This is a genomic window from Rufibacter sp. LB8 (assembly GCF_014876185.1).
Classification (GTDB): Bacteria; Bacteroidota; Bacteroidia; order Cytophagales; family Hymenobacteraceae; genus Nibribacter.
This window is the reverse complement of record NZ_JADALJ010000001.1, coordinates 3233133-3258837: the sequence shown is the minus strand read 5'-3', so window position 1 is coordinate 3258837 and position 25705 is coordinate 3233133. Positions and strand designations below refer to the sequence as shown.

At 52.7% G+C, this 25705-nt stretch carries 24 protein-coding genes; 17 read left to right on the top strand and 7 right to left on the bottom strand.

The window, feature by feature from the left end; all coding sequences use genetic code 11:
• Positions 1-55 precede the first annotated feature (55 nt).
• The 4 genes from IMY23_RS13630 (at position 56) to IMY23_RS13615 (ending at position 2765) form a co-directional block, all read left to right on the top strand.
• On the top strand, positions 56-916 hold the full coding sequence (locus IMY23_RS13630) for an SDR family oxidoreductase (protein WP_192822614.1): 861 nt from the start codon (positions 56-58) through the stop codon (positions 914-916).
• A 105-nt stretch (positions 917-1021) separates the two neighbouring features.
• Positions 1022-1309: a hypothetical protein gene (locus tag IMY23_RS13625; RefSeq protein WP_192822613.1), complete on the top strand. Its 288-nt coding sequence runs from the start codon at positions 1022-1024 to the stop codon at positions 1307-1309.
• Positions 1310-1363: 54 nt separating this feature from the next.
• Positions 1364-1609: a hypothetical protein gene (locus IMY23_RS13620; protein WP_192822612.1), complete on the top strand. Its 246-nt coding sequence runs from the start codon at positions 1364-1366 to the stop codon at positions 1607-1609.
• A 439-nt stretch (positions 1610-2048) separates the two neighbouring features.
• Entirely contained in the window at positions 2049-2765 is a 717-nt protein-coding gene (locus tag IMY23_RS13615; protein ID WP_192820093.1) for an IS1 family transposase, read from the top strand.
• Here the strand turns inward: IMY23_RS13615 and IMY23_RS13610 are convergent.
• Complete coding sequence (locus tag IMY23_RS13610) at positions 2753-3106, bottom strand: hypothetical protein (protein WP_192822297.1); 354 nt, start codon at positions 3104-3106, stop codon at positions 2753-2755. The genes IMY23_RS13615 and IMY23_RS13610 overlap by 13 nt on opposite strands.
• Positions 3107-3165: 59 nt before the next feature.
• Here IMY23_RS13610 and IMY23_RS13605 point away from each other — a divergent pair, with 59 nt between their 5' ends.
• The 5 genes from IMY23_RS13605 (at position 3166) to rpiB (ending at position 9670) form a co-directional block, all read left to right on the top strand.
• Positions 3166-3864 (top strand): metallophosphoesterase family protein, encoded by a 699-nt coding sequence (locus IMY23_RS13605; protein WP_192822611.1) that lies wholly within the window; start codon positions 3166-3168, stop codon positions 3862-3864.
• 427 nt (positions 3865-4291) lie between these two features.
• A complete protein-coding gene (locus IMY23_RS13600) occupies positions 4292-6673 on the top strand; it encodes a hypothetical protein (RefSeq protein ID WP_192822610.1) in 2382 nt (793 codons plus the stop codon).
• Between the two features lie 314 nt (positions 6674-6987).
• A complete protein-coding gene (glyA, locus tag IMY23_RS13595; protein WP_192822609.1) occupies positions 6988-8262 on the top strand; it encodes a serine hydroxymethyltransferase in 1275 nt (424 codons plus the stop codon).
• 109 nt (positions 8263-8371) lie between these two features.
• Positions 8372-9226: a twin-arginine translocase subunit TatC gene (gene tatC, locus IMY23_RS13590; RefSeq protein ID WP_192822608.1), complete on the top strand. Its 855-nt coding sequence runs from the start codon at positions 8372-8374 to the stop codon at positions 9224-9226.
• Between the two features lie 12 nt (positions 9227-9238).
• Positions 9239-9670, top strand: a complete 432-nt coding sequence (gene rpiB / locus IMY23_RS13585) for a ribose 5-phosphate isomerase B (RefSeq protein ID WP_192822607.1) — start codon at positions 9239-9241, stop codon at positions 9668-9670.
• A 71-nt stretch (positions 9671-9741) separates the two neighbouring features.
• Here rpiB and IMY23_RS13580 read toward each other — a convergent pair whose 3' ends face one another.
• Positions 9742-10353 carry a hypothetical protein gene (locus tag IMY23_RS13580; RefSeq protein WP_192822606.1) on the bottom strand — a complete coding sequence of 204 codons (612 nt, stop codon included), beginning with the start codon at positions 10351-10353 and terminating at the stop codon, positions 9742-9744.
• A 105-nt stretch (positions 10354-10458) separates the two neighbouring features.
• Positions 10459-11142 (bottom strand): hypothetical protein, encoded by a 684-nt coding sequence (locus IMY23_RS13575; RefSeq protein ID WP_192822605.1) that lies wholly within the window; start codon positions 11140-11142, stop codon positions 10459-10461.
• 105 nt (positions 11143-11247) lie between these two features.
• Here IMY23_RS13575 and IMY23_RS13570 point away from each other — a divergent pair, with 105 nt between their 5' ends.
• The 6 genes from IMY23_RS13570 to IMY23_RS13545 all read left to right on the top strand — a co-directional run bounded on the left by IMY23_RS13570 (position 11248) and on the right by IMY23_RS13545 (position 17022).
• Complete coding sequence (locus IMY23_RS13570) at positions 11248-11697, top strand: hypothetical protein (RefSeq protein ID WP_192822604.1); 450 nt, start codon at positions 11248-11250, stop codon at positions 11695-11697.
• 115 nt (positions 11698-11812) lie between these two features.
• Positions 11813-13300: a 1-hydroxycarotenoid 3,4-desaturase CrtD gene (crtD, locus tag IMY23_RS13565; protein WP_192822603.1), complete on the top strand. Its 1488-nt coding sequence runs from the start codon at positions 11813-11815 to the stop codon at positions 13298-13300.
• The gene (locus tag IMY23_RS13560) at positions 13297-13959 is read left to right on the top strand and encodes a carotenoid biosynthesis protein (protein WP_192822602.1); all 663 of its coding nucleotides are present in this window, start codon (positions 13297-13299) and stop codon (positions 13957-13959) included. Before crtD ends, IMY23_RS13560 begins: the two co-directional genes overlap by 4 nt.
• A 30-nt stretch (positions 13960-13989) precedes the next feature.
• Positions 13990-15405 carry a hypothetical protein gene (locus tag IMY23_RS13555; RefSeq protein WP_192822601.1) on the top strand — a complete coding sequence of 472 codons (1416 nt, stop codon included), beginning with the start codon at positions 13990-13992 and terminating at the stop codon, positions 15403-15405.
• A gap of 298 nt (positions 15406-15703) precedes the next feature.
• Entirely contained in the window at positions 15704-16324 is a 621-nt protein-coding gene (locus IMY23_RS13550) for a TetR/AcrR family transcriptional regulator (protein WP_192822600.1), read from the top strand.
• 86 nt (positions 16325-16410) lie between these two features.
• Positions 16411-17022 (top strand): TetR/AcrR family transcriptional regulator, encoded by a 612-nt coding sequence (locus tag IMY23_RS13545; protein ID WP_192822599.1) that lies wholly within the window; start codon positions 16411-16413, stop codon positions 17020-17022.
• 78 nt (positions 17023-17100) lie between these two features.
• On the opposite strand, the gene IMY23_RS13540 is transcribed toward IMY23_RS13545, so the two are convergent.
• Positions 17101-17343: a hypothetical protein gene (locus IMY23_RS13540; RefSeq protein WP_192822598.1), complete on the bottom strand. Its 243-nt coding sequence runs from the start codon at positions 17341-17343 to the stop codon at positions 17101-17103.
• A 5-nt stretch (positions 17344-17348) separates the two neighbouring features.
• Positions 17349-17666 (bottom strand): co-chaperone YbbN, encoded by a 318-nt coding sequence (locus IMY23_RS13535; protein ID WP_192822597.1) that lies wholly within the window; start codon positions 17664-17666, stop codon positions 17349-17351.
• A 185-nt stretch (positions 17667-17851) separates the two neighbouring features.
• Here IMY23_RS13535 and IMY23_RS13530 point away from each other — a divergent pair, with 185 nt between their 5' ends.
• Positions 17852-20560, top strand: coding sequence for a TonB-dependent receptor plug domain-containing protein (locus tag IMY23_RS13530; RefSeq protein ID WP_192822596.1), 2709 nt, complete (start codon positions 17852-17854; stop codon positions 20558-20560).
• A gap of 167 nt (positions 20561-20727) precedes the next feature.
• Here the strand turns inward: IMY23_RS13530 and IMY23_RS13525 are convergent, their stop codons facing one another.
• Both IMY23_RS13525 and IMY23_RS13520 read right to left on the bottom strand, forming a co-directional pair.
• Positions 20728-21435, bottom strand: coding sequence for a hypothetical protein (locus IMY23_RS13525; protein ID WP_192822595.1), 708 nt, complete (start codon positions 21433-21435; stop codon positions 20728-20730).
• A 184-nt stretch (positions 21436-21619) separates the two neighbouring features.
• Complete coding sequence (locus IMY23_RS13520) at positions 21620-24517, bottom strand: pitrilysin family protein (RefSeq protein WP_192822594.1); 2898 nt, start codon at positions 24515-24517, stop codon at positions 21620-21622.
• Between the two features lie 462 nt (positions 24518-24979).
• Between IMY23_RS13520 and IMY23_RS13515 the strand changes: the two genes are divergently transcribed.
• The gene (locus tag IMY23_RS13515) at positions 24980-25693 is read left to right on the top strand and encodes a M15 family metallopeptidase (RefSeq protein ID WP_192822593.1); all 714 of its coding nucleotides are present in this window, start codon (positions 24980-24982) and stop codon (positions 25691-25693) included.
• Positions 25694-25705 lie beyond the last annotated feature (12 nt).

The window sequence follows — 25705 nt, the reverse complement described above, 5'->3', positions numbered from 1 at the left end:
ACGCATGGCATCGACTTAAAAAACAATCAACCACCAGCAATTAACAATTCATAAAATGGCGAAAGAAAAGAACCCCAAGAAAGTGCCAGACCAGCACCAGGCCAAACAACCCGGCGACGAGCACAAAATGACCCCGGAGCCCATTGTGATCAGAGACAACTACAAAGGCAGCGGAAAGCTGGAAGGCAAAAAAGCTTTGATTACGGGCGGCGACAGCGGCATTGGCAGAGCGGTGGCGGTGCATTTTGCCCGCGAAGGCGCCGATGTGGCCATTGTCTACCTCAACGAAGAAAAAGACGCCAAAGACACCCAGAAAATGGTGGAACAGGAAGGCCAAAAATGCGTGCTGATTGCGGGTGACCTACGCGAAGAGAAATTCTGCCGAGACGCCGTGAAGAAGGCCGTGAAAGAATTGGGCGGACTTAACATTCTGGTGAACAACGCCGCCGAACAGCATGAGAAGCAAGACCTAAGAGAAATTACCGCGGAGCAACTGGAGAAGACGTTCAAAACCAACATCTTCGCATACTTCTACGTGGCCCAAGAGGCGCTCAACCATTTGCAGAACGGCGATACCATCATAAACACCACGTCCATCACGTCTTACCGCGGGTCTGAGCATTTAATGGATTATTCGGCCACCAAGGGCGCTATCACCACGTTTACGCGGTCTTTGTCGCAGAATTTGGCCAAGGACGGCATACGCGTGAACGCCGTGGCGCCCGGCCCTATCTGGACGCCCCTGATTCCGGCCACGCTGGAGGAAGTAGGCGAATTTGGGAAAGACCAACCCATGGGCCGTTTGGGCCAGCCGTCTGAAGTAGCGCCCGCCTACGTGTTTCTGGCGTGCGAAGATGCCTCTTACATTACCGGCCAGGTTATTCATATCAATGGCGGCGAAATGATCAACGGCTAGGTCAACCTTTCAGAATAGAAAGGAGTAAAAAGAGAGGGCAGGTTGCCAAGGTTCATCCTTGTAAAGCTGCCCTTTCATCCCCTTACCCAACCTAACAACAAGCGTATGGCAACTGACAATAAAGAGCACCCCAACGGCCATGACCGTCCGGTGCGCGTGATAGATGACACGTCTACCAACATGGAAGACATGATGGCGGGGCACATTATCCCGGGCGCAGATCCGCCGAAGAACGAGGCCCAGCGCGGCGGTTTCGGGAACCGTGACGGCAAGGAAGGCTACGGTTCAGACAGCTCAGACGGCCCAAGTGCGGTGAGCGTGAACGAAGACGCTGACAGCCCCGAGCATCCCGCTGACAACATGCGCACCGAAGACGAAGGCCGCGGCACCTGATGCCCATCGCCAGAAATCAATCAATGTTTCACTAAACTAGAAAAGGAGGAAATCATGCCCTATAAAAGCAATAACACCAACCAACAAAGCAGTGAAAACCACGGAAGCCCAGCCAACCGCGGCACTGACAAAGCCGGCATTAAAACCACTGGTAGCCCAGAAGACATTCAGCGCGCCGAGGATATTGTGGCCAAGCACGTGGATGAAGGCGAGCGTCCGCACCCAGACGCGGTCACGCACCCCAACCGCAACACAGACAAGCCTGAGGTAGACAAGCCCAGCTACGGCGGCGGCCATTAATATCTGTCTCAGACATAAAAAAACACCTTCTTAAAGGAAGGTGTTTTTTTATGTCCCGTTTTCGGCCACGTTTCCAGAAATGAGCCCGAAAACGGAAATTGACCCAACCATTCACAGGCTTGTAGCGTGGTGGTACCAACACTGCGTGGTTCAACGCAGCAATAGAAGCGCCAATAGAAGAATGTTTATTGGCAACTTTTGCTCTGGCTTGAGAAGGTTGGTTGCGGGAAGAAACGTTCACGTTTCATGGCCACACGTCGTGTTGGTACTATTACGCTACATTTTTCAGAAATGCGTTTTCGGCCTCGTTTCTGAAAACGAGGGCAAAAACAGAAATTAGCACTTCAAAAAATTAGCACATCAGCACATTAAAAAATCGGTAGTGGTTTAGAAAGTATGATGGGATAAAAGCTGACAGTGAGTTGTTTAAGATGATGGAATGTTCGAAGTCCTCATCAAAATAAACTGTCCCCACTGCCAGAGCAGTAAGGTAGTAAAAAACGGAAAGAAAAAGAACGGTGCCCAGAACCTGCTATGCCACAGCTGCAGAAAGCAGTTCCAGGCCACGTACCAGTACAAAGGCGCCGATCCGGCCACAAAGCAGCTAATGGTGCGGCTTTTGGAGCGCAACAACGGCATCCGCGACATAGAGGCGCTGCTGGGGGTGAGCCGCAAGTGCATACTGGACAACCTGTGCCGGCAAGGCAGCCGACTCAGCATCGCACCGGCGCGGCGCTGCTACGAGTCGGTGCAGATAGACGAGGTCTGGAGCTACGTGGGCAGGCGCAGGAAAGGGAAGTACTGGCTTTTGTATGCCTACTGCCCCGAGACGGATGAGGTTTTGGCTTACAGTTGCGGCCCCAGGAGCGCAGCAACTGTGAGGAAGCTGCTCAAGAAGCTGGAGAAAGCACACATTGGAGAATACTGCACCGACCATTGGAGAGCCTTCGCCCAGGTGATACCTACAGAGAAACACAAGGTGGGCAAGGCTTACACAAAAAATATAGAAGGGGTAAATACCTGCCTCAGGGCCAGGAACAGGAGGCTGGTCAGGAAAACGACCTGCTTCTCCAAGAAAAAGGAGAACCATGATGCGAGCTTAAACCTAATGTTCAACTACCGAAACAACCAAAAATCAAAGCATCATACATTGTAAACCACTACCAAACCAACATTGTGTTTTGCGGCTAATTCTATCGTTTTTTGAAAAGCTGTTTCTGCTTGGGACCAGTTAAATGCCGCATAAATCACATTTCTTCCGATACTATAGTCCGTTTCATTCGAATTCACAGCATCATCACCTGTGTCAGGACCATTTAAATCAGGGAAGAATGCTTGCATTTCTACATACCAATTCCGTAAATCATCAGAAGCGTTTGCAGGGTCATCATAACTGTGGTCTTCTGACCATTCGGTTTGATTTTCATACCACTCCAAAAATTCTTTCTTTTTTAGTGGAGCGGCATTTTTCTGAAAAACCATTAAATCGTAACTCATTCAGAATCGGTTTTTAAATGTGCCCACTTGCTAAATAACTGCTTAAATCAGCACATTAAATGGCCCGTTACGCCCTCACCGACATCCATGGCTGCCTGAAAACCTTTAAAACCATGTTGCAAGATGTGCTGCGCCTGCAACCCACAGACCATCTCTATTTATTAGGCGACTACATCAACAAAGGCCCAGACAGCAAAGGCGTGCTGGAGTATATCTTTGAACTGCAACGTAACGGTTTCCAACTCACCTGCCTGCGCGGCAACCATGACCAACTGCTGCTAGACGCTGTTTCTAAAGGAGAGCAGGCCGTCTGGCTTTCCGGCGAGGACAAAGCCAAAACCCTGGAGAACTTCGGGGTTACCTCTTTTGCTGAAATTCCGGAGTTGTACCGCACGTTTGTGCAGAACCTACCTTTGCTGGTGGTGTTGGAGGATTATGTACTGGTACACGCCGGGCTTAATTTCTCCCGCCCCAACCTGCTCGCCACCGACAACCACACTTTAATGAACACCAAGCGCCAGCAGCCTACCGCCGCCAAAATGGGCCATAGATTATTGGTGCACGGCCATTTGCCGGTTCCGCAGAAAACCATTGAACGCCTATGCCACAAACCCAAAGGCGCCATCAACCTAGATGCCGGCTGCGTGTACTACAAGAATGAAGAATTCGGCAAACTGTGCGCTTTGAACCTAGATACCAGAGAACTGCACTGGCTGCCCAACCAAGATGCGCCGTATGCCATTAAAGTGAAAGATTGACGCTGCCTTAAGTGAAGCTGACCTCTCTAGTTGCAGGCAATTCTAGCCTGCACTTTTTTTCCCTTCTCAAGTAGTTGAAGAGCAAAGCACTCACTAGCTTCTGCTTGCGCCTTGGCAATTCCCTGTACAGACGCTTATACCCTAAATTTTGGCACTTGAAAAACTATATATATAAAGTTTCAAGGATATTGAAAATTTAACAGAATTATGTTTTGAAGTGTAATTTTCTTGGATATACTTTGAGCTATAAATCTAGGCAACTAGCAGTATTTAAACAATTCTAGACTGATTCTAATATTTCCATATGATTATTTTAATGTTATATTTTTAATAATTATAATCCTATTAAAGGAACAGCAAACAGGGTCAACGCGAAATAGCAGACAACCAACTATAATTTAAACAACAACTCTTACTACCAGTACTTATGACAAAAACTTTTACTCAACTATCAAGGCTGTTGCTCTTTGGGGCAATTCTACTTGTCGCTTGCATGGGGATGCAGGGCAAGGCCTTCGCCGCTAGCGGCAAACGGGTTTCTGTCACATCAGCTACGGCAAAATCCGCCACGGCTAGTCTGGCCACCCTTTCGGCCTCTAAGAAAATGGCAGCGGCTTCTAACTTCCGGTTTACCGGTAAGACCTATTACTGGGTAGGAAGCGGCGGAGACTGGTCTATTGCCAGCAACTGGGCCACTACCAGCGGCGGTGACGTTAAGCACACCACTGCCCCCACGGCAGAAGATGATGTGGTGTTTGATGAAAACTCCTTCACGGCAGATGGCCAGACGGTATGGCTTTCTGCGGCGGTTTCACCTGTCAAGAACATTTCCTGGGTGAATGTGAGGCCCACCAACTTCAACGGAAATGCCAAGACACTGGACGTGTACGGGTCTTTGAGTGCTCATGCCAACGTTTCATTCTCAGGCACCAGAGGGTCAAAAATACTCCTCAATTTCAAAGCCACCACGCCAAACCAAACCATCAACTTTGAGAACAAGTCATTTATGGCGGGTTCATCTATTACCTTTAACGGGGTGGGCGGAAGCTGGACCTTGCAAAACGGCTTGAACGCCAAAGGACTCACCATCACGTTAATAGCCGGCTCTTGGAACACCAACGGGTATGCAGTAGTGGCTGATAAATTTTTGGCGGTTGATACTTTCGAGAAAACCCTGCGCCTGGGCACTACCACATTCAGCGGACTGTCTAGATGGGATGCCAACGCTTCCTTAACCCTGGAGGCTGGCAATTCGCTGCTAGTGTTCAATGGTCCTACTGCTTCCCATGTTTTCAACGGCGCGGGCTTGTCTTACAACCAGGTACGGTTTGTAACGGGCACCACCACTGACATCACAGGCGCCAACACGTTCCAGAAAGTTGCCTTAGAAGGAATAAGCACCCTGCAACTGCCAGCTTCTGAAACCCAGACCATCACAGAACTGGTAACCCCTGGCCAAGAGCCGTACACTACCATCCGGTCTTCAGTACCCAATGAAGTAGCCATTCTAAACATCCCGAGCGGTACTTTCTGCTCAGACTACCTGGAGATTGTAGACATTAAAGCTGCCCGCCAGCAAGCTTACTTTGCCGGTTCCAATTCCATCAGAGCTGGGGCTACATCGGGCTGGAACTTTATCAGCTGCGCGGTAGATGTCTTGTCTAGCAAAGACGCTCAGACCGGCGCCTGCCTGGCCTCTACCACCATCATCTCTTCCGGCGAAAACAAATGGCAGGAAATCTACTACAACAACAAACTTATTGGCGCCATTCAAGACGGAGGCAATGCCCTGGGCGAGGTGACCATTCAGTTTTCCATTGACCCACAGACCCGTTCCATCTTTGGCACAGACAGCAGCCAGGCGTTCTTAATGCCCCGCCACTGGAATGTTACCTCCGCGGTGGCGCCCAGCCCAGACATGCCTGTCAACGTAAAGTTCTTTGGCGCTACCTCTGAGTTAGATGCGTTTTTGGCAGCTGTTTCTACGCCAACCAGCTTGACAGACCTGGTCTTTACCAACTATTTGGGTGCTACTACCGGCAACTGCCAGTTTGAAGACAACACAGATTCACTAGGCAGCCAATTACTGGCCAATGGCCTTACCTTTTACCAAGCGGGCACTTACTTCTCGGCTGAATTGACTGGCCTAACCCGCCTGGGTGAGTTTTACCTGCACACAGGTACCGTTGCCATGGACTTTGTAGCATCTGTTCCTGTGATAGCGCCTGAACCTCCTAAAGAAGAAGCACCTATTGTACTGGAGCAGATAGATTTCACCGGTCACAGAAATGCCAAAACCGTGAAGTTGAAATGGAAAACTGCCGCAGATGCCACCACGGCGCACTTTGATGTGGAAGCCGCCGCCAGCGCAGATGCCAAAGAGTTTACCTTAGTGGAAAGCGTGCAGCAGAAAAACAGCAGCAAGGCCGCCGTGGCCGTGTATGACGCTGAAGACTTCAGCCCCGCTGCTGGTGCCGCCACCTACTACCGTCTGAAGCGCGTGAAAACAGATGGCTCTTTCACCTATAGCCAAACCATTGCGGTAGAAAACAAATCCACTTCGCCACAGGTTTCTCCTAACCCATTCACAGACAGGCTTAAAGTGTCCGTCTCTGCTGAGAAGGCGGGTGACATGGTGGTAAAACTGGTGAACGAATACGGTGAAACCGTTCTGGAGAAAAAGATAAAGGTGAACAAAGGCAGCGGCGAATATGAGGTACAGGTAGGGCCTAAAGTGAAGGCCGGCATGTATATCTTGCTCACTGACCTAAACGGCCAAATTGAGCGCACGCGCATTGTACGCCAATAGGTAATTCCTTCTCAATTAAAAAGAAGCCCAGAGCCCATGCTTTGGGCTTCTTTGCTTTTAGCCAGGGCGGCGCTCAGGGGTTCGCAGCTACTTTCAAAGTCTGGGCGCATTGCCGTATTTCCGTTTTTGGCCCCATTTCTGAAAATGAGCTCGAAAACGGAAATTCAGACAATGGTAAATGCACCTGACCAACCTGTAATCATAAAAAAGTACGCTTTCTACAGGTTTGCCTTTTTGCCAGGGCACAGCTAGTAGAAAGCATTGGTTATTTGCCACATTGGCTGTACTTTTGGGCACCCACTAACAACACAAGAATGCAACGCGATTCCCACATCTTCGACCTTATCCAGAAAGAGCACCAGCGCCAGCTGCACGGTTTAGAACTCATAGCCTCTGAGAACTTCGTTTCTGAGCAGGTGATGCAGGCCATGGGCAGCGTGATGACCAACAAATACGCCGAGGGCCTACCTGGCAAGCGCTATTACGGCGGCTGTGAGATTGTAGACCAGTCTGAGCAATTGGCCATTGACCGCGCCAAAGAACTGTTTAAGGTAGAATGGGTGAACGTACAGCCGCACTCTGGTGCGCAAGCCAATGCCGCCGTGATGCTGGCCATTTTGAACGCCGGTGATAAAATCCTGGGTTTCGACTTGTCGCATGGCGGACACTTAACGCACGGGTCACCGGTGAACTTCTCGGGTAAATTGTACCAGCCGGTGTTTTACGGCGTGGAGCCCGAGACCGGCGAGATTGATTTTTCTAAAATTAGAGAGGTAGCTGAGCGCGAAAAACCGAAACTGATCATCTGCGGTGCCTCTGCCTACTCCCGTGACTGGGACTATCAAGCCCTGCGCGAAGCCGCTGATGCCGTAGGCGCTCTGCTGTTAGCTGATATTTCACACCCGGCCGGTTTAATTGCCACCGGTTTGCTGAACGATCCGTTTGACCATTGCCACATTGTGACCACTACCACCCACAAAACCCTGCGCGGGCCAAGAGGCGGGATGATCATGATGCGCAAGGACTTTGAAAACCCCTGGGGCCTGAAAACTCCGAAGGGCGAAACCCGCATGATGTCGGCGTTGCTGGACAGCGGTGTGTTCCCGGGTACGCAGGGCGGGCCGCTGGAGCACGTGATTGCGGCCAAAGCGGTGGCGTTCTTTGAAGCCCTGACGCCATCTTACAAAGAATACACGCTGCAGGTGCAGAAAAACGCGCAGGCCTTGGCCAAATCTTTGGTAGACCGCGGCTATAAGCTTATTTCTTCGGGCACCGACAACCATTTGATGCTGATTGACCTTCGGTCTAAAAACCTGACCGGTAAACTGGCCGAAAACACCTTGATCAAGGCAGACATCACCATCAACAAGAACATGGTGCCGTTTGATGACAAGTCGCCGTTTGTGACTTCCGGAATCCGGATTGGCTCCGCCGCCGTAACTACCCGCGGGCTGAAGGAGCAGGACATGGACCGCATTGTGGACTACATTGACCGCGTGCTCATGAACCATGACAATGACACCATCATTGGCCAGACCAGAAGTGAGATCAACGCCTGGATGGAGCAATTCCCGCTGTTCAGCTATTAATTTGAATGACCAGAAGCAAGGCATTCTGCCACCGCTGCCGTATTCTCTTACCAGAGCGGGGCGTGGGCAAATGCCCTGCTTTTTTGCTAGACACAACCACATTTAGTACATGGCACAACGTTCCGAAGAGGTGACCGCACGGGGAGAAGAGCATGAGATGACCTTTTTGGATCACCTGGAGATACTCCGGTGGCACATTCTAAGGTCGGCTATTGCCATTGTGGTGTTCACCATTCTGGCCATGGCCAACAAGGAGATTGTCTTCCATGACATTATTCTGGGGCCGTCACGCACAGATTTTTTCACGTACCGTAAGTTGTGTGAGATTGGCGCGGCCATCAATTCCAGCGGCCTGTGCATAGACAAGCTGGATTTCACGCTCCAAAGCCGGGAACTGGCCTCGCAGTTTACCATGCACTTGACCAGTTCTGCCGTGATTGGCTTGATTCTGGGCTTCCCGTACCTGTTCTGGGAAATCTGGCGCTTCATTAAGCCCGGTCTGTACCCCAATGAGCAGAAGAATTCGCGCGGGGCGGTGTTTTTTGTGTCTTTCCTGTTCTTGCTGGGCGCGCTGTTCGGGTACTTTATTGTGTCGCCGCTGTCCATCAACTTTCTGGCTTCTTACCAGGTGGATCCCAGCATTGCCAATGAGTTTGACCTGGCCTCTTACGTGGGCACGCTGGTGACCTTGGTGCTTTCCTGCGGCATTATGTTTGAGCTGCCCATGATTGTGTTCTTCTTGTCACGCGCCGGTATTGTCACGCCTGAATTGATGAAACTGTACCGAAGACATGCCATTGTGGTTATTGCCTTTGTGGCGGCCATCTTGTCACCGCCAGATGTGTTGAGCATGACCTTAATGGGCATTCCGCTGCTGTTGCTGTATGAAGTGAGTATCCATATCTCGTGGATGGTGCGGCGCCAAGACATTGCCCGCCTGAACCGCGAAGCCTCTGTCTCCTAAACCCCACCTTCTATGAAAATTGCCTTAGGCGGCGACCACGCCGGATACCAGTACAAAGAATTCCTGAAAACGCACCTCACCGAGTTGGGCCATGAGTTCCATGATTTTGGGCCGCACTCAGAGGATTCTGTGGATTACCCAGATTTTGTGCACCCGCTGGCCACCGCCGTAGAAAAGGGCGAAGCTGACTTGGGAATTCTTATCTGCGGAAGTGGCAACGGGGTAGCCATGACAGCAAACAAGCACGCGGGCATACGCGCGGCGCTTTGCTGGAACGAGGAACTGGCCCAACTGGCACGGTCCCACAACAACGCCAACGTGCTCTGCATTCCGGCCAGGTTTGTCTCCACGGCCATGGCCAAGGAAATGATGTCTGCGTTTCTGACCACCGCGTTTGAAGGCGGACGGCACCAGAACCGGGTGAGCAAGATTGCCTGCTCATAAGTTTTTTAGTATTTGAAAACTTCCTGTTTTCGGGCTCATTTTCAGAAATGAGCCCGAAAACAGGAAGTTACTTACTCTTTCTTTCTGCCGATGGTGATCAACTGAGGCAGCACTGTGCTGAAGTTGGGAATACCCACCACCTGCCAATAATCGCCGCGGTCTTCCATGAGGAGTTCAATGACCATGGATTCGGTCTGGTTCACGGGCCGCACTTTCAAGCCCACCACAGCAATAGAATCCTCGCGGTTCACGTAGTCAATGTCCTGAAATTCCAGCTTGGGCAACATGTTCTTGTTGAGGAGCTTCCCGAAGGGCAGGACTTTGATCACATCCGTCATGTCGGGTACTTTCTGGCCAGAGGCGCTTTCCAGGGTTTGTTTTAGTTGGTTGCGCACGGCACCATTCAGGTCACGTTTCAGCGCCAGGCCTTTGCCCAGCAAGGTGGCCGCGCCGCGCAGGCCTTCGGGCAGTTGGTCCATGACCATGTTCTTGCTACCGTCCACCAAACTCTGCGAAGTGCGTTTCAAGTCCACGTATTTTTCCAGGGCCTGCATGTCATTGGCTTCCAGAGCAGTTTTAATGTGCAGGATGGAGGCCTCTGGGCCAGTCTTGGCACGGTTGTAAAACCAATACCCACCGGCGGCAATGGCCACTACCACTATCAGAAGAAAAATCTTTTTCATGCTGTTTTCTCACGTAAAGGTTAGACTGGAGCGTGTGCCCCATGGTTCTTGAAAGATAGAGAAAACTTCTGAATTTGAATTAAACCGGAAAGAGGCTGTTGAAAATCAACCTCGCAGGCGGGCGTACGGTATCTTTTTGCTGGCTTTGCGGGAAATGGCCTTTACAATGGTGTGGGTGTCACTGCCCAGGCTACGGGCCAGCATTTTGTCATAGTTCCAGAGTAGGTTGCCGGTGGCCCCGTCATGTATCTGAATGGTGGCCGTGCCCATATTGGTGGGACCGCCGTTGGAAACTTCTGTGGTGTACAGGAACGTGTAGGCGGCCAGGGCCATGGCAAACGCGTTGGAATAGGGTTTTTCAGTGGTCAGGCGTCCCGTCATCACGGCATCTACGCCCAACATGGCGGCCAGCTCAGTAGGCGGAATAGCATGGAGTTGCTCCGGCTGAATGTCCTTCTCCTGCAGAATGCGGTTGGTTTCGCGCACATCCTGCACCGCAATAACCTCCCGCTGGTGGTTGATGTACTTCATGAAATACATCTGCAGCGTGCTCTGCACCGCCCGCCCGTGCTTGAGCTCCAAATCATAGAGTTTTTCGGGGGTCATGCGTTTCATCTGGCTTGGCCTGAGGCCCACTTTCACGTCAAAGGGCAGAATAGCAATGGTTTTGTGCTGGCGGGCAGCGGTAGAAAAAGACTGGCTGGTATAAATGTTTCGGGTGGCGGGGTTGCAGCTTGCCATGAACAGGAAGAGCACCAAACCAAACAAAAGCGCACGCGTGAAATTCATCTCTGGTAAAAAATTTAAGGTATCTAGTATAGGTTATTGCCTCCAAGTAAAACCTTGTGGCCCGCCGGGGGTTAAAGCCTTTGAGGTATTCCTTATTTCAGCTCCATGATTCTCCATTTAAAGACGGCGGTGGCCCAGAACTACATAGCCATTCTGGAAGGTTTTGATAGAGACCTGTTTAAGGCCCTGTCACCCCTATTCCCCCGGCTAAAAATTATCAGGTTTGACGGCAGCATGCCGGGTGACCGAGTGGAAATAGAACTGCAGGCAGGCCCCCTGCGGCAACGCTGGACCAGCCTCATCACGGAAAGGCAGGTCACTGACCAAGCCGCCTGGTTTACAGACCAAGGCCAGGAACTGCCCCCGCCGCTACGCTTCTGGCGACACCAACACCTGGTCACCAAAGAGCAGGGCCACAGCTGCATTCATGACATCATTGAGTTCAAAACCGGCGCCAGGCTGCTGGATTTGCTGGTGTACCCTGTGCTGTATTTTCAGTTTAAACAACGGGCCCCCATTTACCGGCGCGTGTTTGGCCACGTTGTAAAATCTTAATCTCCGTTTTCGGGCTCATTTCTGAAAACGGGGCCTAAAACGGAAACACAGGAAGAAACATTTTCTAAAAAGCGGGGTTATTTCCACAGAAACCAGGAAAAGCGTAGATTGGAGCATGGCAACAGCAGCAGTCATAGGGTCAGGCATTGGGGGCATTGCGGCGGCAATCAGGCTGGCTGTGAAAGGCTACCGCGTAACAGTGTTTGAAGCCAATACTTCGTTTGGCGGAAAGATGACCCAGTTTACCCTACCCGGCGGTTACCGCTTTGATGCCGGCCCCTCCCTGTTCACACTGCCGCACCTGGTAGATGAGCTGTTCACGCTGGCCGGCAGAAACCCCAAAGACTATTTCAATTACCAGCGTCTGCCCGTGGTCACCGAATATTTCTGGCCAGACGGCACGCACCTCACCGCCCACGCAGACCCCCAGAAATTTGCCCAGGAGGCCGAAAAAAAGCTGGGCGTGCCCCAGAAAGACCTGTTAAAGCACCTGCAGAAAGTAGCCCGGCTGTACCACGCCACCGCCGACACGTTCCTGCACAAATCACTGCACCGCCTGGACACCTACCTGAGCCCCGATGTGCTGAAGACCCTGCCTGCCTTGCCGGAACTGGGCCTGGCCACCACCATGCACGCCGCCAACGCCCGAGCCTTCAAAGACCCGCGCCTGGTGCAGCTGCTGGACCGCTACGCCACCTACAACGGCTCAGACCCATACCAGGCGCCCGGCACACTCAACCTTATTCCGCACCTGGAGTTCAACATTGGTGCTTTCTACCCAGAGGGCGGCATTTTTGCAATTGCCCACAGTTTGGTGCAGCTGGCAGAGGAACTAGGCGTGCAGTTCTATTACCGGGAACCCGTACTGGAAATCTTGACCAATGGCAACAAAGCCACAGGCGTGCGCACGGCCCTGGATAAATATTTGGTGGACGTGGTGGTGAGCAACATGGATGTGGTGCCTACTTACAGAAAATTACTGCCCAACCAACCAGCCCCCGAGAAGACCCTGGCCCAGCCGCGCAGCAGTTCGGCGCTGATTTACTACTGGGGCATCTCACAGGAATTCCCGAAGCTGGATTTGCACAACATCTTCTTCAGCCAAGACTACCAGAAGGAATTTGAGCACATCTTCCAGAAGAAAACCGTTTCTGAAGACCCCACGGTGTATGTGAACATTACGTCTAAGTATTCGCCGAAAGATGCGCCCGCCGGGCATGAGAATTGGTTTGTGATGGTGAACGTGCCGCACAATGAGGGCCAGGACTGGGACCAGCTTATTCAGCAGACCAGAAAAAGCGTGTTGAAAAAACTGAGTGCCGCCTTGGGCGTGGACCTGGAGCCATTGATTGCCGCTGAGCGCATCTGGGACCCCAGGGGCATAGAGCAGGACACGTCCTCTTTTGGCGGCGCCTTGTACGGCAGCAGCTCCAACAACAGAATGGCGGCGTTTCTGCGGCACCCAAATTTCACTTCCAAGCTGAAAGGCCTTTACTTTGTGGGCGGCAGCGTACACCCGGGCGGCGGCATTCCGCTGTGCTTGCTGTCCGCTAAAATAGCCGGCGACCTGGTGCCGGCCTCCATCGCTTCTGTTTCCGCATGAATCTAAACTTTGTCAATTCCCCGTTAAGTAGAAACCGTTTGTTGCCGGTGGCCGTGGCCGTGCTGTTTATTTTCTACGCGGTGGGTTTCTGGGGCCTGGGTTTCAGCCAACACCTGGATTGGTTCAAGGCGTTGGTGCCGTTCAATCTGCTGCTCACCAATTTCCTGCTGTTTGCGTTTCACAGGGGCTGGCAACGGTCTTTTTTTCTGTTTGCGGCGGTGGTCTGGCTGGTGGGTTTCTGGGCCGAATGGTTGGGCGTGCACACGGGTGTTCTTTTCGGGAATTATGCGTACGGGCCTACGCTGGGCACTAAGTTCTGGGAGATCCCTTTGCTTATTGGCGTGAACTGGCTTATGCTGGTGTATAGCGTGGGGCACGTGGCACAGAAATTAGGAAGTCACTGGTTGGTACGGTCGGTGCTGGGGGCGGGGCTCATGGTGTTGCTGGATTTCTTTATTGAACCGGTGGCCGTGGCGTTTGACTTCTGGAGTTGGGCGGGCAACGTGATTCCGGTATCTAATTTTGTGGGCTGGTTTGCGGTGGCGCTGGCCTTGAACATCTATTTCCAGCGGGCGACTTTCCCCAAAGATAACCCCATGGCTCCGTGGGTTTTTCTGGTGCAAATGCTGTTCTTTGTAGGGCTGTACGCGGTGTTGTAAGCACCCATCTCTTGGCAGCGCCTGAATTGTATGTCCTTTTTCACCTCGTTCCGGAAAGCGTGGCCCTTGTTCACGCCATTTATGCTGGGTCTGCTGCTGCTCACCTGGTACGTGCGGCATAACGGGTTTTTCTGGGACAGTATTCTGCTGGCGTCTAAATACGGGCAATGGTATTACCAGACTAACTTCAGCACGCTGTTTGTGCCGCAGGAAATGGCTGGTTACCCACCGTTGTTTGGCTTGTACCTGGCCGCGGGCTGGCATATGTTCGGGAAGACGGTGCCGGTAAGCCATTTTCTCATGCTGCCCTTTCTGCTGGGCATTGTCTGGCAGGTGTATTTGCTTTCCAGGCGCTATCTACCACTGGGCTGGGTGTGGCTGGGCTTGCTCCTGGCACTGCTGGACCCCACCTGGCTGGCGCAGAGTACCCTGGTAGCCCCCGATATTCTCTTGCTTTTCTTGTACCTGCTGGCGGTGAACAGTTTCCTGCAGGAAAAAAGAGGGCTACAGGTTTTGGCGCTGCTGTTTATGGCGGTGCTGAGCCCCAGGAGTCAACTTTTGATTCCGGCTGTTTTCCTCACAGAGGTTCTATTTTGGTGGCTACATTCCAAACAGTTCAGGGGCCTGGAAGTCTGTAAAATCATGTTGCCCTATGTGCCGGCAGGCCTGTTGCTCTTAGGCTGGCTGTGGCTGCATTACCGGCATTTTGGGTGGATTGGCTACAACCGTTCCTCAGACTGGGGTGCTTATTCCCACTTTATATCTGGTAAGGAATTCCTCCGGAACCTGGGGCTGATGGCGTGGCGGCTATTGGACTTCGGGCGGGTGGGCTTGTGGTTGCTGGTGGCGGTCTTGTTGTGGCAAAGCAGACAATTTCTTTCCACCAAAACCAAGGAACTGCTGGTGCTTATGCTGGTGCCGCTGGTGACGCTGAGCCTGGTTTTGGTGTGGTTTACCAACCCCATCGGGCACCGGTATTACCTGGTGGTGTACGTATTTCTGGGAATTCTTTCGGCTTCTCTGCTGGCGTACCACACAAGGGCATTTGCACGAAAAGCGGCGATTGCCGTGGCGGTTTTGTCTTTGCTGAGCGGGCATTTCTGGCAGTATCCGGCCACGGTGGCCAAGGGCTGGGATGCGTCTTTGGCGTATCTGCCGTATTTCTCCATCAGAAAACAGATGATGACTTACCTGGACCAGGAGCAGATTGCGTGGCAGGAGGTAGGCTCTGATTTCCCTAATTTGGCCGCCCCTGCGTTCACAGACCTGAGCCATGACCAGCGCGCCTTCGCCCCGAAGGATTTTGCCAGCCAACGCTACATGCTGCATTCCAACGTGTTCAACGGTTTCACAGACCAGGAACTGCTGGCCCTGGAGAACCACTGGCGGTTGGTGAAGGAGGTAAAGCAAGGTCAGGTCTTCTTCCGGCTGTACACCAAGAAATAGTTCTTCATAGCTGAGGCAGGCTATTTTCCGTTTTCGGGCTCGTTTCTGGGAATGAGCCCCAAAACGGGCTGTTCTCTCTTGGCCACTCTGCCAACATTCCTATTTTCTATAGTTTCAACACATGGTTGGCTTAGCGTTAATACCCACTTCTGAGTTCCTGAACTTTAGAGAAATTGGCTGCTAACGCACTTGTAGCAAGCCTGAACGATGAATTACTATGAAATATTTCATGTAGCCAAAGAGAAAATAGGAGGTCTCCCAAAAAATGCTATTTTTGTTAACGCTTGTGGATGTACAGATGGAAAAGACGTTAAACAGGAAAGAGCTTCTACGAAACGCCATGGAGGCCTTCTGCGCCAAAGGAATCAAAGACCTGACGGAGCGGAAAATCATGGAGGAGCATGGCCTGCCAGCAGAAGATTTCAATGCCCGTTTCTCTGGCAAAGAAGATTTTCTGCGGCAGGCGGTGGAGTTGTTTCTGGAGGAGCAGAAAACAGCGCAGTTGGGCTTGCTGGAGCAGGCAGACCACCCCATTGGCCAACTTTTGCTTATCCTGCGGCACCACACCTCGCAACTGCTCACTATAAATCCCAAGTTCTTTGTGCAGATTCAGTACCTTTACCCCCGCATCTGGACCCTGTACCTGCGCCACATTCAAATGCACTCCTATTACCTGTTCTATGAACTTTTGAACAAAGGCGTGCAGCAACGGTTGTACCGGCAGGACCTAAATATTGAAATTGTGACCAAGGTGCTGCTGGAACAGATCAACGTGGTGCTAAACCAGGCTTTGTTTCCGCCGCAGCGCTACAACCTGTCTGAAGTGTTCAGGGGCATTTTTCTATATTACCTCAAAGGCATTTCCACAGAGAAAGGCAACAAGGAGTTGGAGAACTTTTTCAGTGATTTTTCCCTTTAAGCTACCAGGCACGTTTCTGTTTTCGCTTAAAAGGTAGGCACGGCCACACGCACAGAACACCTTTGGTGAACCATAACACAGCATCAATGACATTTAAGAAAACGGTGTTGCAGGAAGCGCAGAACCTGTTCAGGCAGGAAGGGCTTTCTCAGCAGACAGAGGCCAGCATTCTCTCGCGGGTAGACATCTCATCGGCTACGTTCAATGAATTTTTTCCGGGCGGCATGGAAGATTTGGTGATGCAGGTGGTAGAGTTTGATCTGGAAACCCGCCAGCAGGACCATGACGCGCTTTTTGAAGGGGTAGACAGCCCCTTGGAGCGGTTGCTCTTGGTGGTGCAGTTTGGGTTGGAGCAACTGCGCGCCTCCGTGCCCACCGTGCTGCAGGAGATCATGGAGGGTTACCCCAAGGCCTGGGCGGTGTACTGGGAAGGTTCTAACACCTACACCAACCACCTGGTGCATGAACTTCTGAACGATGGCGTGCTGAAAAAAGAATTGCGGCATGACATCAACATTCAGCTGGTGACCAAGATCATGCTGGAGCAGTTGGCCCTGGTGGTGAACCCCGCCGTTTTCTCCCCCGAGCATTACAACGTGGCCGAAGTCTTCAGGAGCGTGTTTCTCTACTACATAAGAGGTCTCTGCACCGATGAAGGCATGAAACAAGCCGATAGATTCTTCTCTAACACCAAGTAACCATTCCGGCAAACGTAAAAGCAGAAGGGCCGCTCTCTCACAAGAGCGGCCCTTCTTTGTGCCAGGCAGAGCCCGTACTTAATTGATAGAAACGCGTACTTTCTGGGTGAATTCGCGCAGGGCGGTTTTGAAGTCTGTGTTGTGGTCACCCATGTGGTTCAGGATCCAGATGGCGCCAAACACGTGGGTCAGTTTCTCGCCCTCGTCTTCGCCCTCAATCTCAAAGGCGGTGGGTTCTTCGTTGATCAATTGTTCCTCGGCTTCGCGCAGGCTGTCTATGGTCTGCGTCTCCACCAGTTTTTTGATAGCGGGTATTTTCATGCGGATTAAGCGGTTTTTCTGATTAACTCCAACACAACATCTTCTTTGCTGGTGGCGGTTCCTTCTACCAGTTGCCCGTTCTTGAACACGGCAAAAAACGGAAGGCTGGTCACGCCGGCCAGTTTGCGGGCCTCAGGGCTGGTCTCGGCGTTCACGTCCACAAAGGCCACGCCGGCAAACTCCTCATTGGCTTCCATGCGCTTGAACTTAGGCGAAAACAACCGGCAGTTGCCGCACCAGTCTGCAAAATACTTCACTACCACGCGCTCATTGCTCTCCAGCACCTGCTGGAAATCTGTGTCTGTTGCCTGTATAATAGCCATAGAATTATCTGTTTGAATTATTTGGGTGCAAAATTAACCGTTTTTGGCCTCATTTCCAGAAATGAGGCCAAAAACGCAGGAATCGTTTTTTTAATGAAAGAGACTGCTGTAAATTACGTTCTCTCTTGAAAGTACGTTGGGCGCAGGGCTTTGTGCCGTGCCTGGCGCTGTATTAATTCATCTGCATGTCTTTCCACAACTTCCCAAAGCGTTATTTGTTTTTGTTTTTGGCCATGGCCGGTCTGTTTCTGGCCTTTACGCCGCCGGCCTGGCAGCAAACTGATGTCATCAACCGGCTGGTCACCAAACTCACGGCGCTCAACCTCAAGTTTCCGCAGGAGAAAGTGTACCTGCACCTAGACAAACCGTATTACGCCGCCGGCGATGATATCTGGTTCAAAGCCTACCTGGTCAACGCCCACAGCCACGCGCCCAGCACCCAGAGCCGCGTGTTGTACGTGGAGCTCATCACGCCAGAGAACACCTTCCACAGCACCACCGTGGTGCGCCTGGACAAAGGCAAAGGCCACGGCGACATCAGGCTCCCCGACGACCTGCCCGAGGGAAACTACCGCCTGCGCGCCTTCACCAGCTGGATGCAGAACTTTGACGAAGACCATTTCTTTCACCAGAACATCACCATCTGGAGCCCCCGCAAGAATGATTTGGTGACAGCCCCGGTTTTCACGTTCAAACCCCAGCCCACCGGTGACTCTGTGCTGGTAAACCTGCGGCTGATGAATTACCAGGCCAAACCGCTGGCGCAGGCCGTTTTTTCATACTCCACCAATTTTGACCAGAAAGCCGGCACCAGGAAAACCACTGCCTCGGCAGACGGCAAATCTACGCTGCGGTTTTTCATGGACAAGAACGAAGCCCAAAGCCCTAAAATCTTCCTTACGCTGGAGCAGGCCAACGGCAACCTCAACCACACCATAGCCGTGCCCAGGCCCCAGGAAAAGCTGGATGTGCAGTTCTTCCCGGAGGGCGGCAACCTGGTCAGCGGGCTCTGGAACACCGTGGGCTTTAAAGCCATTGACGGCAACGGCCTGGGCAAAGACGTGCAGGGCGCCATCTATGACAACCAGGGCCAGAAAGTAGCCGATTTGAAGACCCAGAAATATGGCATGGGTAGAACCGGTTTTATACCAGCCGCCAACAAAAAATACACCGCCAAAATCACGGCAGGCAAAGGCGCTGCCCAAGAATTTGCCTTGCCCGTGCCCCAGAAAAAAGGCTTTATCCTGAGCGTAGACAGCAAGCAGCCTGCCAACATCAGGGTTAAATTCTACAGCCTTGGCTTTGACCAGGACAGCGTAGGCAAACCAAAGGCACTGCATCTGGTGGCGCAAGTGCGCGGCGAAGTCTTGTATGCGGCTTCCAGCCCCAGCGCACAGGCGGTTTTTCAGGTAGACGTGCCAAAGAACAAATTCCCATCGGGCTTGGTGCAGTTCACGGTGTTCTCTGAGGCCGGTGAACCCCTGGCCGAGCGCCTGGTATTTGTCAACCACTCCCCGCAAGTGCAACTCACCGTCACCCCAGACAAACCCGCCTACAAACCCCGCGAGAAAGTGACCCTGCAGATACAAGCCAAAGACGAAACCGGCGCGCCCGTGGCCGGGCATTTCTCCATGGCTATCACAGACCAGAAAGCCGTGACTCCGGCTCCGCACGCCGCCAACCTGGTGTCTTACCTTTTGCTGAGCTCAGACCTCAAAGGCCACATTGAAGACCCGTCTTATTATTTCAGTGCAGCCACCCCAGAAGTAGCCCAGGCCCTGGACAATCTGCTGCTCACGCAAGGCTGGCGCCGCTTTGTCTGGAAAGACGTGCTGCAGGACAAGTCCCCGGAAATCAATTTCCCCGCGGAGCGCGATATCTACCTGAGCGGCTCTGTTATGAAAGTTACCGGGCAGCCAGACGCTTACTCAGATGTGTTGGTCATGAACCACAACAAAGTGGAGAGCACCATCAAACTCCAGACTGATGACCGCGGTAAGTTTAAGTTCACGCTGGCCAGTTTCCCAGACACGTCCAGCCTCACGGTGCAATCGGGCCGCGGGGTGACGGCGGCGTTCCTTACCTTAGACAGCAACTTGCCGCAGATTCAGGCCTTCCCTCGGCCTCCGTTCAACCTGGTGCCTTCGCTGTACTCCAATGAAGTGTGGGCTTATCTGCAACGCAACCGCGAACAGCTGAAACTAGACCAGTTCACCGGCCGCAGCGGCATTCTATTGCAACAAGTGGAAGTGCGCGGCAAGAAACGTGAAGAATTCAAACCACCCGCCGGCAGCCGCCACACCACCGCCGACCGCGTGATCATGGGGTCAGACCTACCCAGAAGCATGGACGTTTTGCAAGCCCTGCAAGGCCGCGTGGCCGGGCTGCAAATCAAAGACGGCCAGATCAGCATGCGCAACGCCGGCCCGCCGCTATTCTTGTTGAACGGCTCGCCGGTAGATGCCTCCTTCATACAATCTGTGATTGTCAGTGATGTAGAAGCCGTGGAAATCCTGAAACCGGGCGCTTCTTCGGCGGTTTACGGTCCGCAGGGCTACAACGGCGTTATTGCCGTCACGCTCAAGAAAGGCGGCGGCAGCAATGACAACAAGAACAGCAAACCACCCGGACTAGCCACGTACCAAGGCTTGTTCTTCCAGAAGGCGCGCGAGTTCTACCTGCCGGCCTATGACAAACCCGAAACCAGCAACGTGGTCATGCCTGACCTTCGTACCACGCTCTATTGGAACCCCAAGATACAGACAGATGACAGCGGCAAAGCCGAAGTCTCCTTCTACACCGCTGACCAACGCGCTACCTACCGCACCGTGCTGGAAGGCATGACCCCCACCGGGAAACCAGGGACTGTTAGTAGTACTTTTGTGGTGAAGTAGGCTTTTAAGGGAAGGAATGTGTACCACCCCCAACCCCTCCTAGAACAGGAGGGGAGCTTTTTTGGAATGCGCAGAAGACAAGGCAGTGCCTGGTCTCTACGGTTTTCGTTTTCGGCTTCATTTCTGGAAATGAGCCTGAAAACAGGAAGCCTTGTTTTTTGTGTAAATCAGCGGGTAGCGTTCACGGTATCTGGCTTACTTCCAAAGAAACCACCGCGGCCACGGCGGGAGGGTTTGGTCTTGAGGGTGATTTGCTCAATAACTTTCTGCCGAGGGAAAACCACCTGCCACACGCCCCGCACCTGGCCTTCCTGAAATCCGTTGGGTTTGCCTTGTGCCGAGAACACGCGCAGGTTGTCTAACTCGGTGGCCGTGAAATCAAGGAGGCTGGGTTCGTCACAGCTGGCGCAGTTGCGGCGGCGCACAATGATGGGCCGCTGGAACAGGACTTCTTGGCTGGCTACGTTGAGGTGGGCATTGGCTTGGAGGTTGTCTTTTTCGGCCTTCAGGAAATGTTTCTTTAAATAGGCGTCCATTTCCTGCTCAGTGGCGAATTGTTTTCTGACTAAACGGGCGTTGTAGCGGCGCAGGATGGCCTGCACAGTGGGGAGTTTGTCGGGATGGGACACGAACAGGGCCTGCTCTTTGGGCTGGGCTTCGGCGAGCTGCAGGAACGCGCCTTCCACCATGCCAATGATGGTGTCCCCAGCCAGCAGGGCTTGTTTCTCCGTGTCTTCCTGGGTGATGCGCTTGACCTTGTGGCGTTCGGCCTCCACGGCCATCTCCTTGCCGCGTTCCAGCTTCTCGGGTTCACAGGCACTGGCCAGGGCGCAGAAGCCCGCCAGCAGCATCCAAAATAGATTTCCTTTCGCCATGGTCTTAGTAAACTGTAAACGCAACGGGTTTGTTTTTCTTGCAAAGATGGGGCAACGCCCGCAATAATCAATAACCAGTCGCGGCTTCGCGTTTTTGGCCCCGTTTCTGAAAATGAGCCCGAAAACGGAAAAAGAAAAGCCCGCTACGTTGAAGTGGCGGGCTTTTGCATCGAGTTAAAAAAATCTATTTGTTCGGCAAAATTACCGGTTCGCCTAGACCTAGGTCTTTCAGGTTGGCCAGCTGGGTTTTGGCATCGCCTACCACCAAGTAGACCATTTTAGATGGGTCCAGGTAGTTGGTAATCATGGATCTGGCCTGGTCATAGCTCAAGGTCTGCACGGCCTGCTCGTTTTTCTTGAGATAGTCCAGGGGCAGGTTGTAGGTGTTAATGGTTTCCAGCAGGCTTACCAGACTTCCCAGGGTTTCATAGCCCAGAGCGGTTTCGCGCACCAGGGCGTTTTTGGTGGTGGCCAGGTCTTGCTCCGTGTAGCTGGTGCCGTAGTTTTTCAGGATTTCATCTAGGGTCTGCAAAGATTCCTTGGTCACGTTGGTGCGCACGCTGCTAGACGCGAAGAACGCGCCGGGGGCCGTTGGTTTGCGCGAAAACGCCGAGAAGGCGCCGTACGTGTAGCCTTTCTGCAGACGCAGCACGTTGAACAAAGTAGAAGCGGAGCCCGAACCCAGTTTGTAGTTAATGGCCTGTAAGGCGGCAAAATCTGACGCGTTGGCGGGCACAGCCAGGTAACCGGCGTAAATCACGCTCTGCTTGGCATCTGGCTGGTCAATGAAATAGAGACGGGCGGCAGGTTTGGCGGTGGCAGTCACCGGAGAAGGCAAGGCCACGTTTTTGGCGGTCCATTTCTGCTCCAGGTTGGCCAGGGCTTTGGTGACATCGGTTTGCTTGATGGCGCCGGCCACATGGAAACTAGCCACGCTGGGCGAGAAATTCTTCTGGTAGTAGTCTTTCAGGTCTTGCAGGGTAATACTTTCCACGGTTTCCTGGGTGCCGGAGGTAGGGAACGCAAACCGACTGTTTTCGCCGTAGAGCACTTTGTTGAAGGCCAGTGACGCCACCGAGTTCGGGTTGGCCTGGTTTTGTCTGATGCGGGTTAAAGCGGCCTGCTTGGCTTTGGCAAATTCGGCTTCATCCCAACGTGGCTCCAGTAAGATTTCCTCGGCTAGTTTCAAAACCTGGGGGAAGTTACGGGCCAAGGTATTGCCTGAAAGCGTAATATCTTCTGAGGAGGAATTGACGGTGATGAACGCGCCCAATTGGCCAATGGCTTCTTCCAGCTGCTGCGGCGTTTTGTTTTTGGTGCCTTCCATGAGCATGGCGTCTACCAGCGCGGCGGTGCCAATCTTCTTGGGGTCATCTAGCTGCATGCCGCCTTTAATCTGAATGCTGAACTGCACCAGGGGCAATTCATTCTGCTCAATGCCGTACACTTTCATGCCGTTTTTAAGCTGGCTGGTCCAGATGGCGGGCGCGTTGAACTTGAAGTTATTGCTCAGCGCGGGCATCTTGCTCCGGTCCATCTTAGACGGCGTTTTCACGAAGGCGGTAGACTCTTTGGCCGTGTTGGCGGCTTCAGCGCCGGGCACTACTTTCTCTTCCACCACATCGGCTTTCACAGCACCTTTCAGGGCTAATTCTTCCTGGCCTTTCGGCACGAAGCTGGTCACCACGTACGGTTTGCCTTTGATGTATTTGTTGTACACGTTTAGGATGTCCTGGGCGGTGACGGCCTGGGTCATGGCAATGTCTTTCTTGGCGAAGCCCGGGTCCCCGGCAAATTCATTGTACTGCGCCAGCTGGAACGCTTTGTTCAGCAGGCTGGAGATGCCGTTGTAAAGTGCGGTTTCCTGACCAATTTTCAACCTAGCCAGTTCTTTGGCGTCTACGCCGTCTTTCTCAAACTTGGCCATGGCGGCAAAAATGGCGGCCTGCACATCGTCCAAATCTTTTTTATCAAAGGCACGCACGCGTATTCTGAACGTACCAGCAATCTCGCTGGAGCTTTGGCCGGCAGAGGCGCCCGGTGCCAGTTTGCGTTCCTCTACAATAATCTTCTCAAACGGCGAGTTCTTTCCACTAGAAAGCAGGCTGCCCAACATGGTCAAGGCATACGAGTCTTTGTGGTACTGCTCCACGGTAGGGTAGACCATGGTCAGTTCAGGCAGGTTGGCGAAATTGTCCACGTGGAACAATGACTTGGTGGCCGCCAGTTTCACAGGCATAAGCGGCAAAGCCTTGGGCTCTGGTTTGGCTTTGAGTTCACCGAAGTATTTCTCAATCAGCTTCTTGGCCTCTGGGGTTTCAAAGTCGCCGGTCAAGACCAAGGTGGCGTTGCTGGCGCCGTACCACTGGTCGTAAAACTCTTTTACATCTGCCAGGGTGGCGTTCTGCAAATCTTCCAAAGACCCGATTACATCCCAACTGTACGGGTGACTGGCCGGGTAGAGGCTTTTCTTGATCACGTAGTCTGTGTGGCCGTAGGGCTGGTTGTCTACGCGCTGGCGTTTTTCGTTTTTGACTACCTGCTTTTCGTTCTCCAGTCCCCACTCACTTAGGGTGTTGATGAAGAAACCCATGCGGTCAGACTCCATCCAGAGCACGCGCTCCAGGGCATCTTTGGGCACTACCTCGTAATACACGGTGCCGTCTTCAAACGTACCGCCGTTGAACGAACCGCCAATCTCGTTGATGCCCTTAATGAAGTTGCCCTTGCCCACGTTCTCTGAGTTCTGGAAAAGCATGTGCTCAAAGAAGTGCGCAAAGCCGGTGCGGCCCGGTTTCTCGCGGTTAGAGCCCACGTGGTACATAATGGCCACCGCCACTTTGGGGTCAGATTTGTCTTGGTGCAGCACCACGTCCAGGCCGTTGGCCAGCTTGTATTTCTCGTAGGGCAGGTTGAACTGTGACGCCGCTGAGCTGGCCTTTGGCGCCGGTTTGGCCATCGATTTAGCGGCTGGTTTGGCTACTGGTTTCTTGCTGGCCTGTGCCCACAACGGGGCGGCCGGTGGCAAGGCCATGCTCCCTATAAGCATGGACAGACACGCAATTTTCAGTTTTCTATTCATAGGAAAGGGTCTTATGGTAAGGTTGTGGTTTGAAATGCTGGTTTTCCTTCTTTTATTAGTAGGAAGAAACTCTATAAAATTACAGGATTTTCTTTACCGCCGGTAGCATCGTCTTCGTTTACCACTTAGGCGTCTGGGAGATTTTACCCAGGCCCGCGTGCCGAAGATGGTTTTCCGTTTTTGGCTTCGTTTTTAAAAATACAGCAAAAACCACGGGTACCAAACGTGGCGTGCCGACTTTAACTTTCTCTTAACCTTACCATTTAAAAGCAGCAAAACCCCGCGGGGTGTCAAGATGTTCATGAAAAACAGAAAGCTTCTCGTTTTCCTTTTCAGCCTGGGTGCCTTATTGGCCCTGGTGGCTTTAGGACTCACATACTATGCCTCGGGCCGTATTGAATGGCTCCGGCTTCTCACCTTTTTAGCATCCAGCGTTTTGGCCTACCTTGTGTACAGACAGAAATGAAACACTTCGCCCTTACTTTGCTTTTCGCGCTGCTTTCTTCTTTTGGTTGGGCGCAGCAGACCCCGTTACCCGCCATCCCGAAGGGCCCGTACGGCTTGCCCATTGTGACCTCAGTGGAGTTGTACCGGCAGCAGGTGGCCGCCAACCCCAACCATGAACTGGTGGAACTAGCTATGTACATTCCGGGCCTGGTGCTGGACATTAAATATGCCACCGCAGATAATCTGGTAGGGGAGCCTGTCTATAAAACGGCCACCGCCTTCGCCCGCAAACCCGTGGCCGATGCCCTCAAAAAGATACAGGCAGATTTGCAACCGCTGGGCCTGGGCCTTAAGATTTTTGACGGCTACCGCCCGTACCAGGTCACGGTTCATTTCTATGAGAAAATCAAAGACACGGTGTATGTGGCCTCGCCGCGCAACGGCTCCAAGCACAACCGCGGCTGCGCCATGGACGTGACCTTGGTGCGCCTGAAAGACGGCAAAGAACTGGAGATGCCCACCGCCTATGACGCCACCATTCCGCAGTCACACGCGGAGTATGCCAATGTGCCACGCCGCGTGAAAAAGAACCGTGAACTGCTCAAGAAGATGATGCACAAGCACGGGTTTAAAGTTTATGCTGAAGAGTGGTGGCACTATGATTTCAATGATTGGCGCAATTACCCGTTGATGGACATTCCATTTGAGGTGCTGCAGACTGGGAAGTGATTTCCGTTTTTG

Excerpts from the sequence above, each read along its gene's own strand:
- IMY23_RS13630 (WP_192822614.1), top strand. The coding sequence starts at position 56 with ATGGCGAAAGAAAAGAACCCCAAGAAAGTGCCAGACCAGCACCAGGCC.
- IMY23_RS13625 (WP_192822613.1), top strand. The coding sequence starts at position 1,022 with ATGGCAACTGACAATAAAGAGCACCCCAACGGCCATGACCGTCCGGTG.
- IMY23_RS13620 (WP_192822612.1), top strand. The coding sequence starts at position 1,364 with ATGCCCTATAAAAGCAATAACACCAACCAACAAAGCAGTGAAAACCAC.
- IMY23_RS13615 (WP_192820093.1), top strand. The coding sequence starts at position 2,049 with ATGTTCGAAGTCCTCATCAAAATAAACTGTCCCCACTGCCAGAGCAGT.
- IMY23_RS13610 (WP_192822297.1), bottom strand. The coding sequence starts at position 3,106 with ATGAGTTACGATTTAATGGTTTTTCAGAAAAATGCCGCTCCACTAAAA.
- IMY23_RS13605 (WP_192822611.1), top strand. The coding sequence starts at position 3,166 with ATGGCCCGTTACGCCCTCACCGACATCCATGGCTGCCTGAAAACCTTT.
- IMY23_RS13600 (WP_192822610.1), top strand. The coding sequence starts at position 4,292 with ATGACAAAAACTTTTACTCAACTATCAAGGCTGTTGCTCTTTGGGGCA.
- glyA (WP_192822609.1), top strand. The coding sequence starts at position 6,988 with ATGCAACGCGATTCCCACATCTTCGACCTTATCCAGAAAGAGCACCAG.
- tatC (WP_192822608.1), top strand. The coding sequence starts at position 8,372 with ATGGCACAACGTTCCGAAGAGGTGACCGCACGGGGAGAAGAGCATGAG.
- rpiB (WP_192822607.1), top strand. The coding sequence starts at position 9,239 with ATGAAAATTGCCTTAGGCGGCGACCACGCCGGATACCAGTACAAAGAA.
- IMY23_RS13580 (WP_192822606.1), bottom strand. The coding sequence starts at position 10,353 with ATGAAAAAGATTTTTCTTCTGATAGTGGTAGTGGCCATTGCCGCCGGT.
- IMY23_RS13575 (WP_192822605.1), bottom strand. The coding sequence starts at position 11,142 with ATGAATTTCACGCGTGCGCTTTTGTTTGGTTTGGTGCTCTTCCTGTTC.
- IMY23_RS13570 (WP_192822604.1), top strand. The coding sequence starts at position 11,248 with ATGATTCTCCATTTAAAGACGGCGGTGGCCCAGAACTACATAGCCATT.
- crtD (WP_192822603.1), top strand. The coding sequence starts at position 11,813 with ATGGCAACAGCAGCAGTCATAGGGTCAGGCATTGGGGGCATTGCGGCG.
- IMY23_RS13560 (WP_192822602.1), top strand. The coding sequence starts at position 13,297 with ATGAATCTAAACTTTGTCAATTCCCCGTTAAGTAGAAACCGTTTGTTG.
- IMY23_RS13555 (WP_192822601.1), top strand. The coding sequence starts at position 13,990 with ATGTCCTTTTTCACCTCGTTCCGGAAAGCGTGGCCCTTGTTCACGCCA.
- IMY23_RS13550 (WP_192822600.1), top strand. The coding sequence starts at position 15,704 with ATGGAAAAGACGTTAAACAGGAAAGAGCTTCTACGAAACGCCATGGAG.
- IMY23_RS13545 (WP_192822599.1), top strand. The coding sequence starts at position 16,411 with ATGACATTTAAGAAAACGGTGTTGCAGGAAGCGCAGAACCTGTTCAGG.
- IMY23_RS13540 (WP_192822598.1), bottom strand. The coding sequence starts at position 17,343 with ATGAAAATACCCGCTATCAAAAAACTGGTGGAGACGCAGACCATAGAC.
- IMY23_RS13535 (WP_192822597.1), bottom strand. The coding sequence starts at position 17,666 with ATGGCTATTATACAGGCAACAGACACAGATTTCCAGCAGGTGCTGGAG.
- IMY23_RS13530 (WP_192822596.1), top strand. The coding sequence starts at position 17,852 with ATGTCTTTCCACAACTTCCCAAAGCGTTATTTGTTTTTGTTTTTGGCC.
- IMY23_RS13525 (WP_192822595.1), bottom strand. The coding sequence starts at position 21,435 with ATGGCGAAAGGAAATCTATTTTGGATGCTGCTGGCGGGCTTCTGCGCC.
- IMY23_RS13520 (WP_192822594.1), bottom strand. The coding sequence starts at position 24,517 with ATGAATAGAAAACTGAAAATTGCGTGTCTGTCCATGCTTATAGGGAGC.
- IMY23_RS13515 (WP_192822593.1), top strand. The coding sequence starts at position 24,980 with ATGAAACACTTCGCCCTTACTTTGCTTTTCGCGCTGCTTTCTTCTTTT.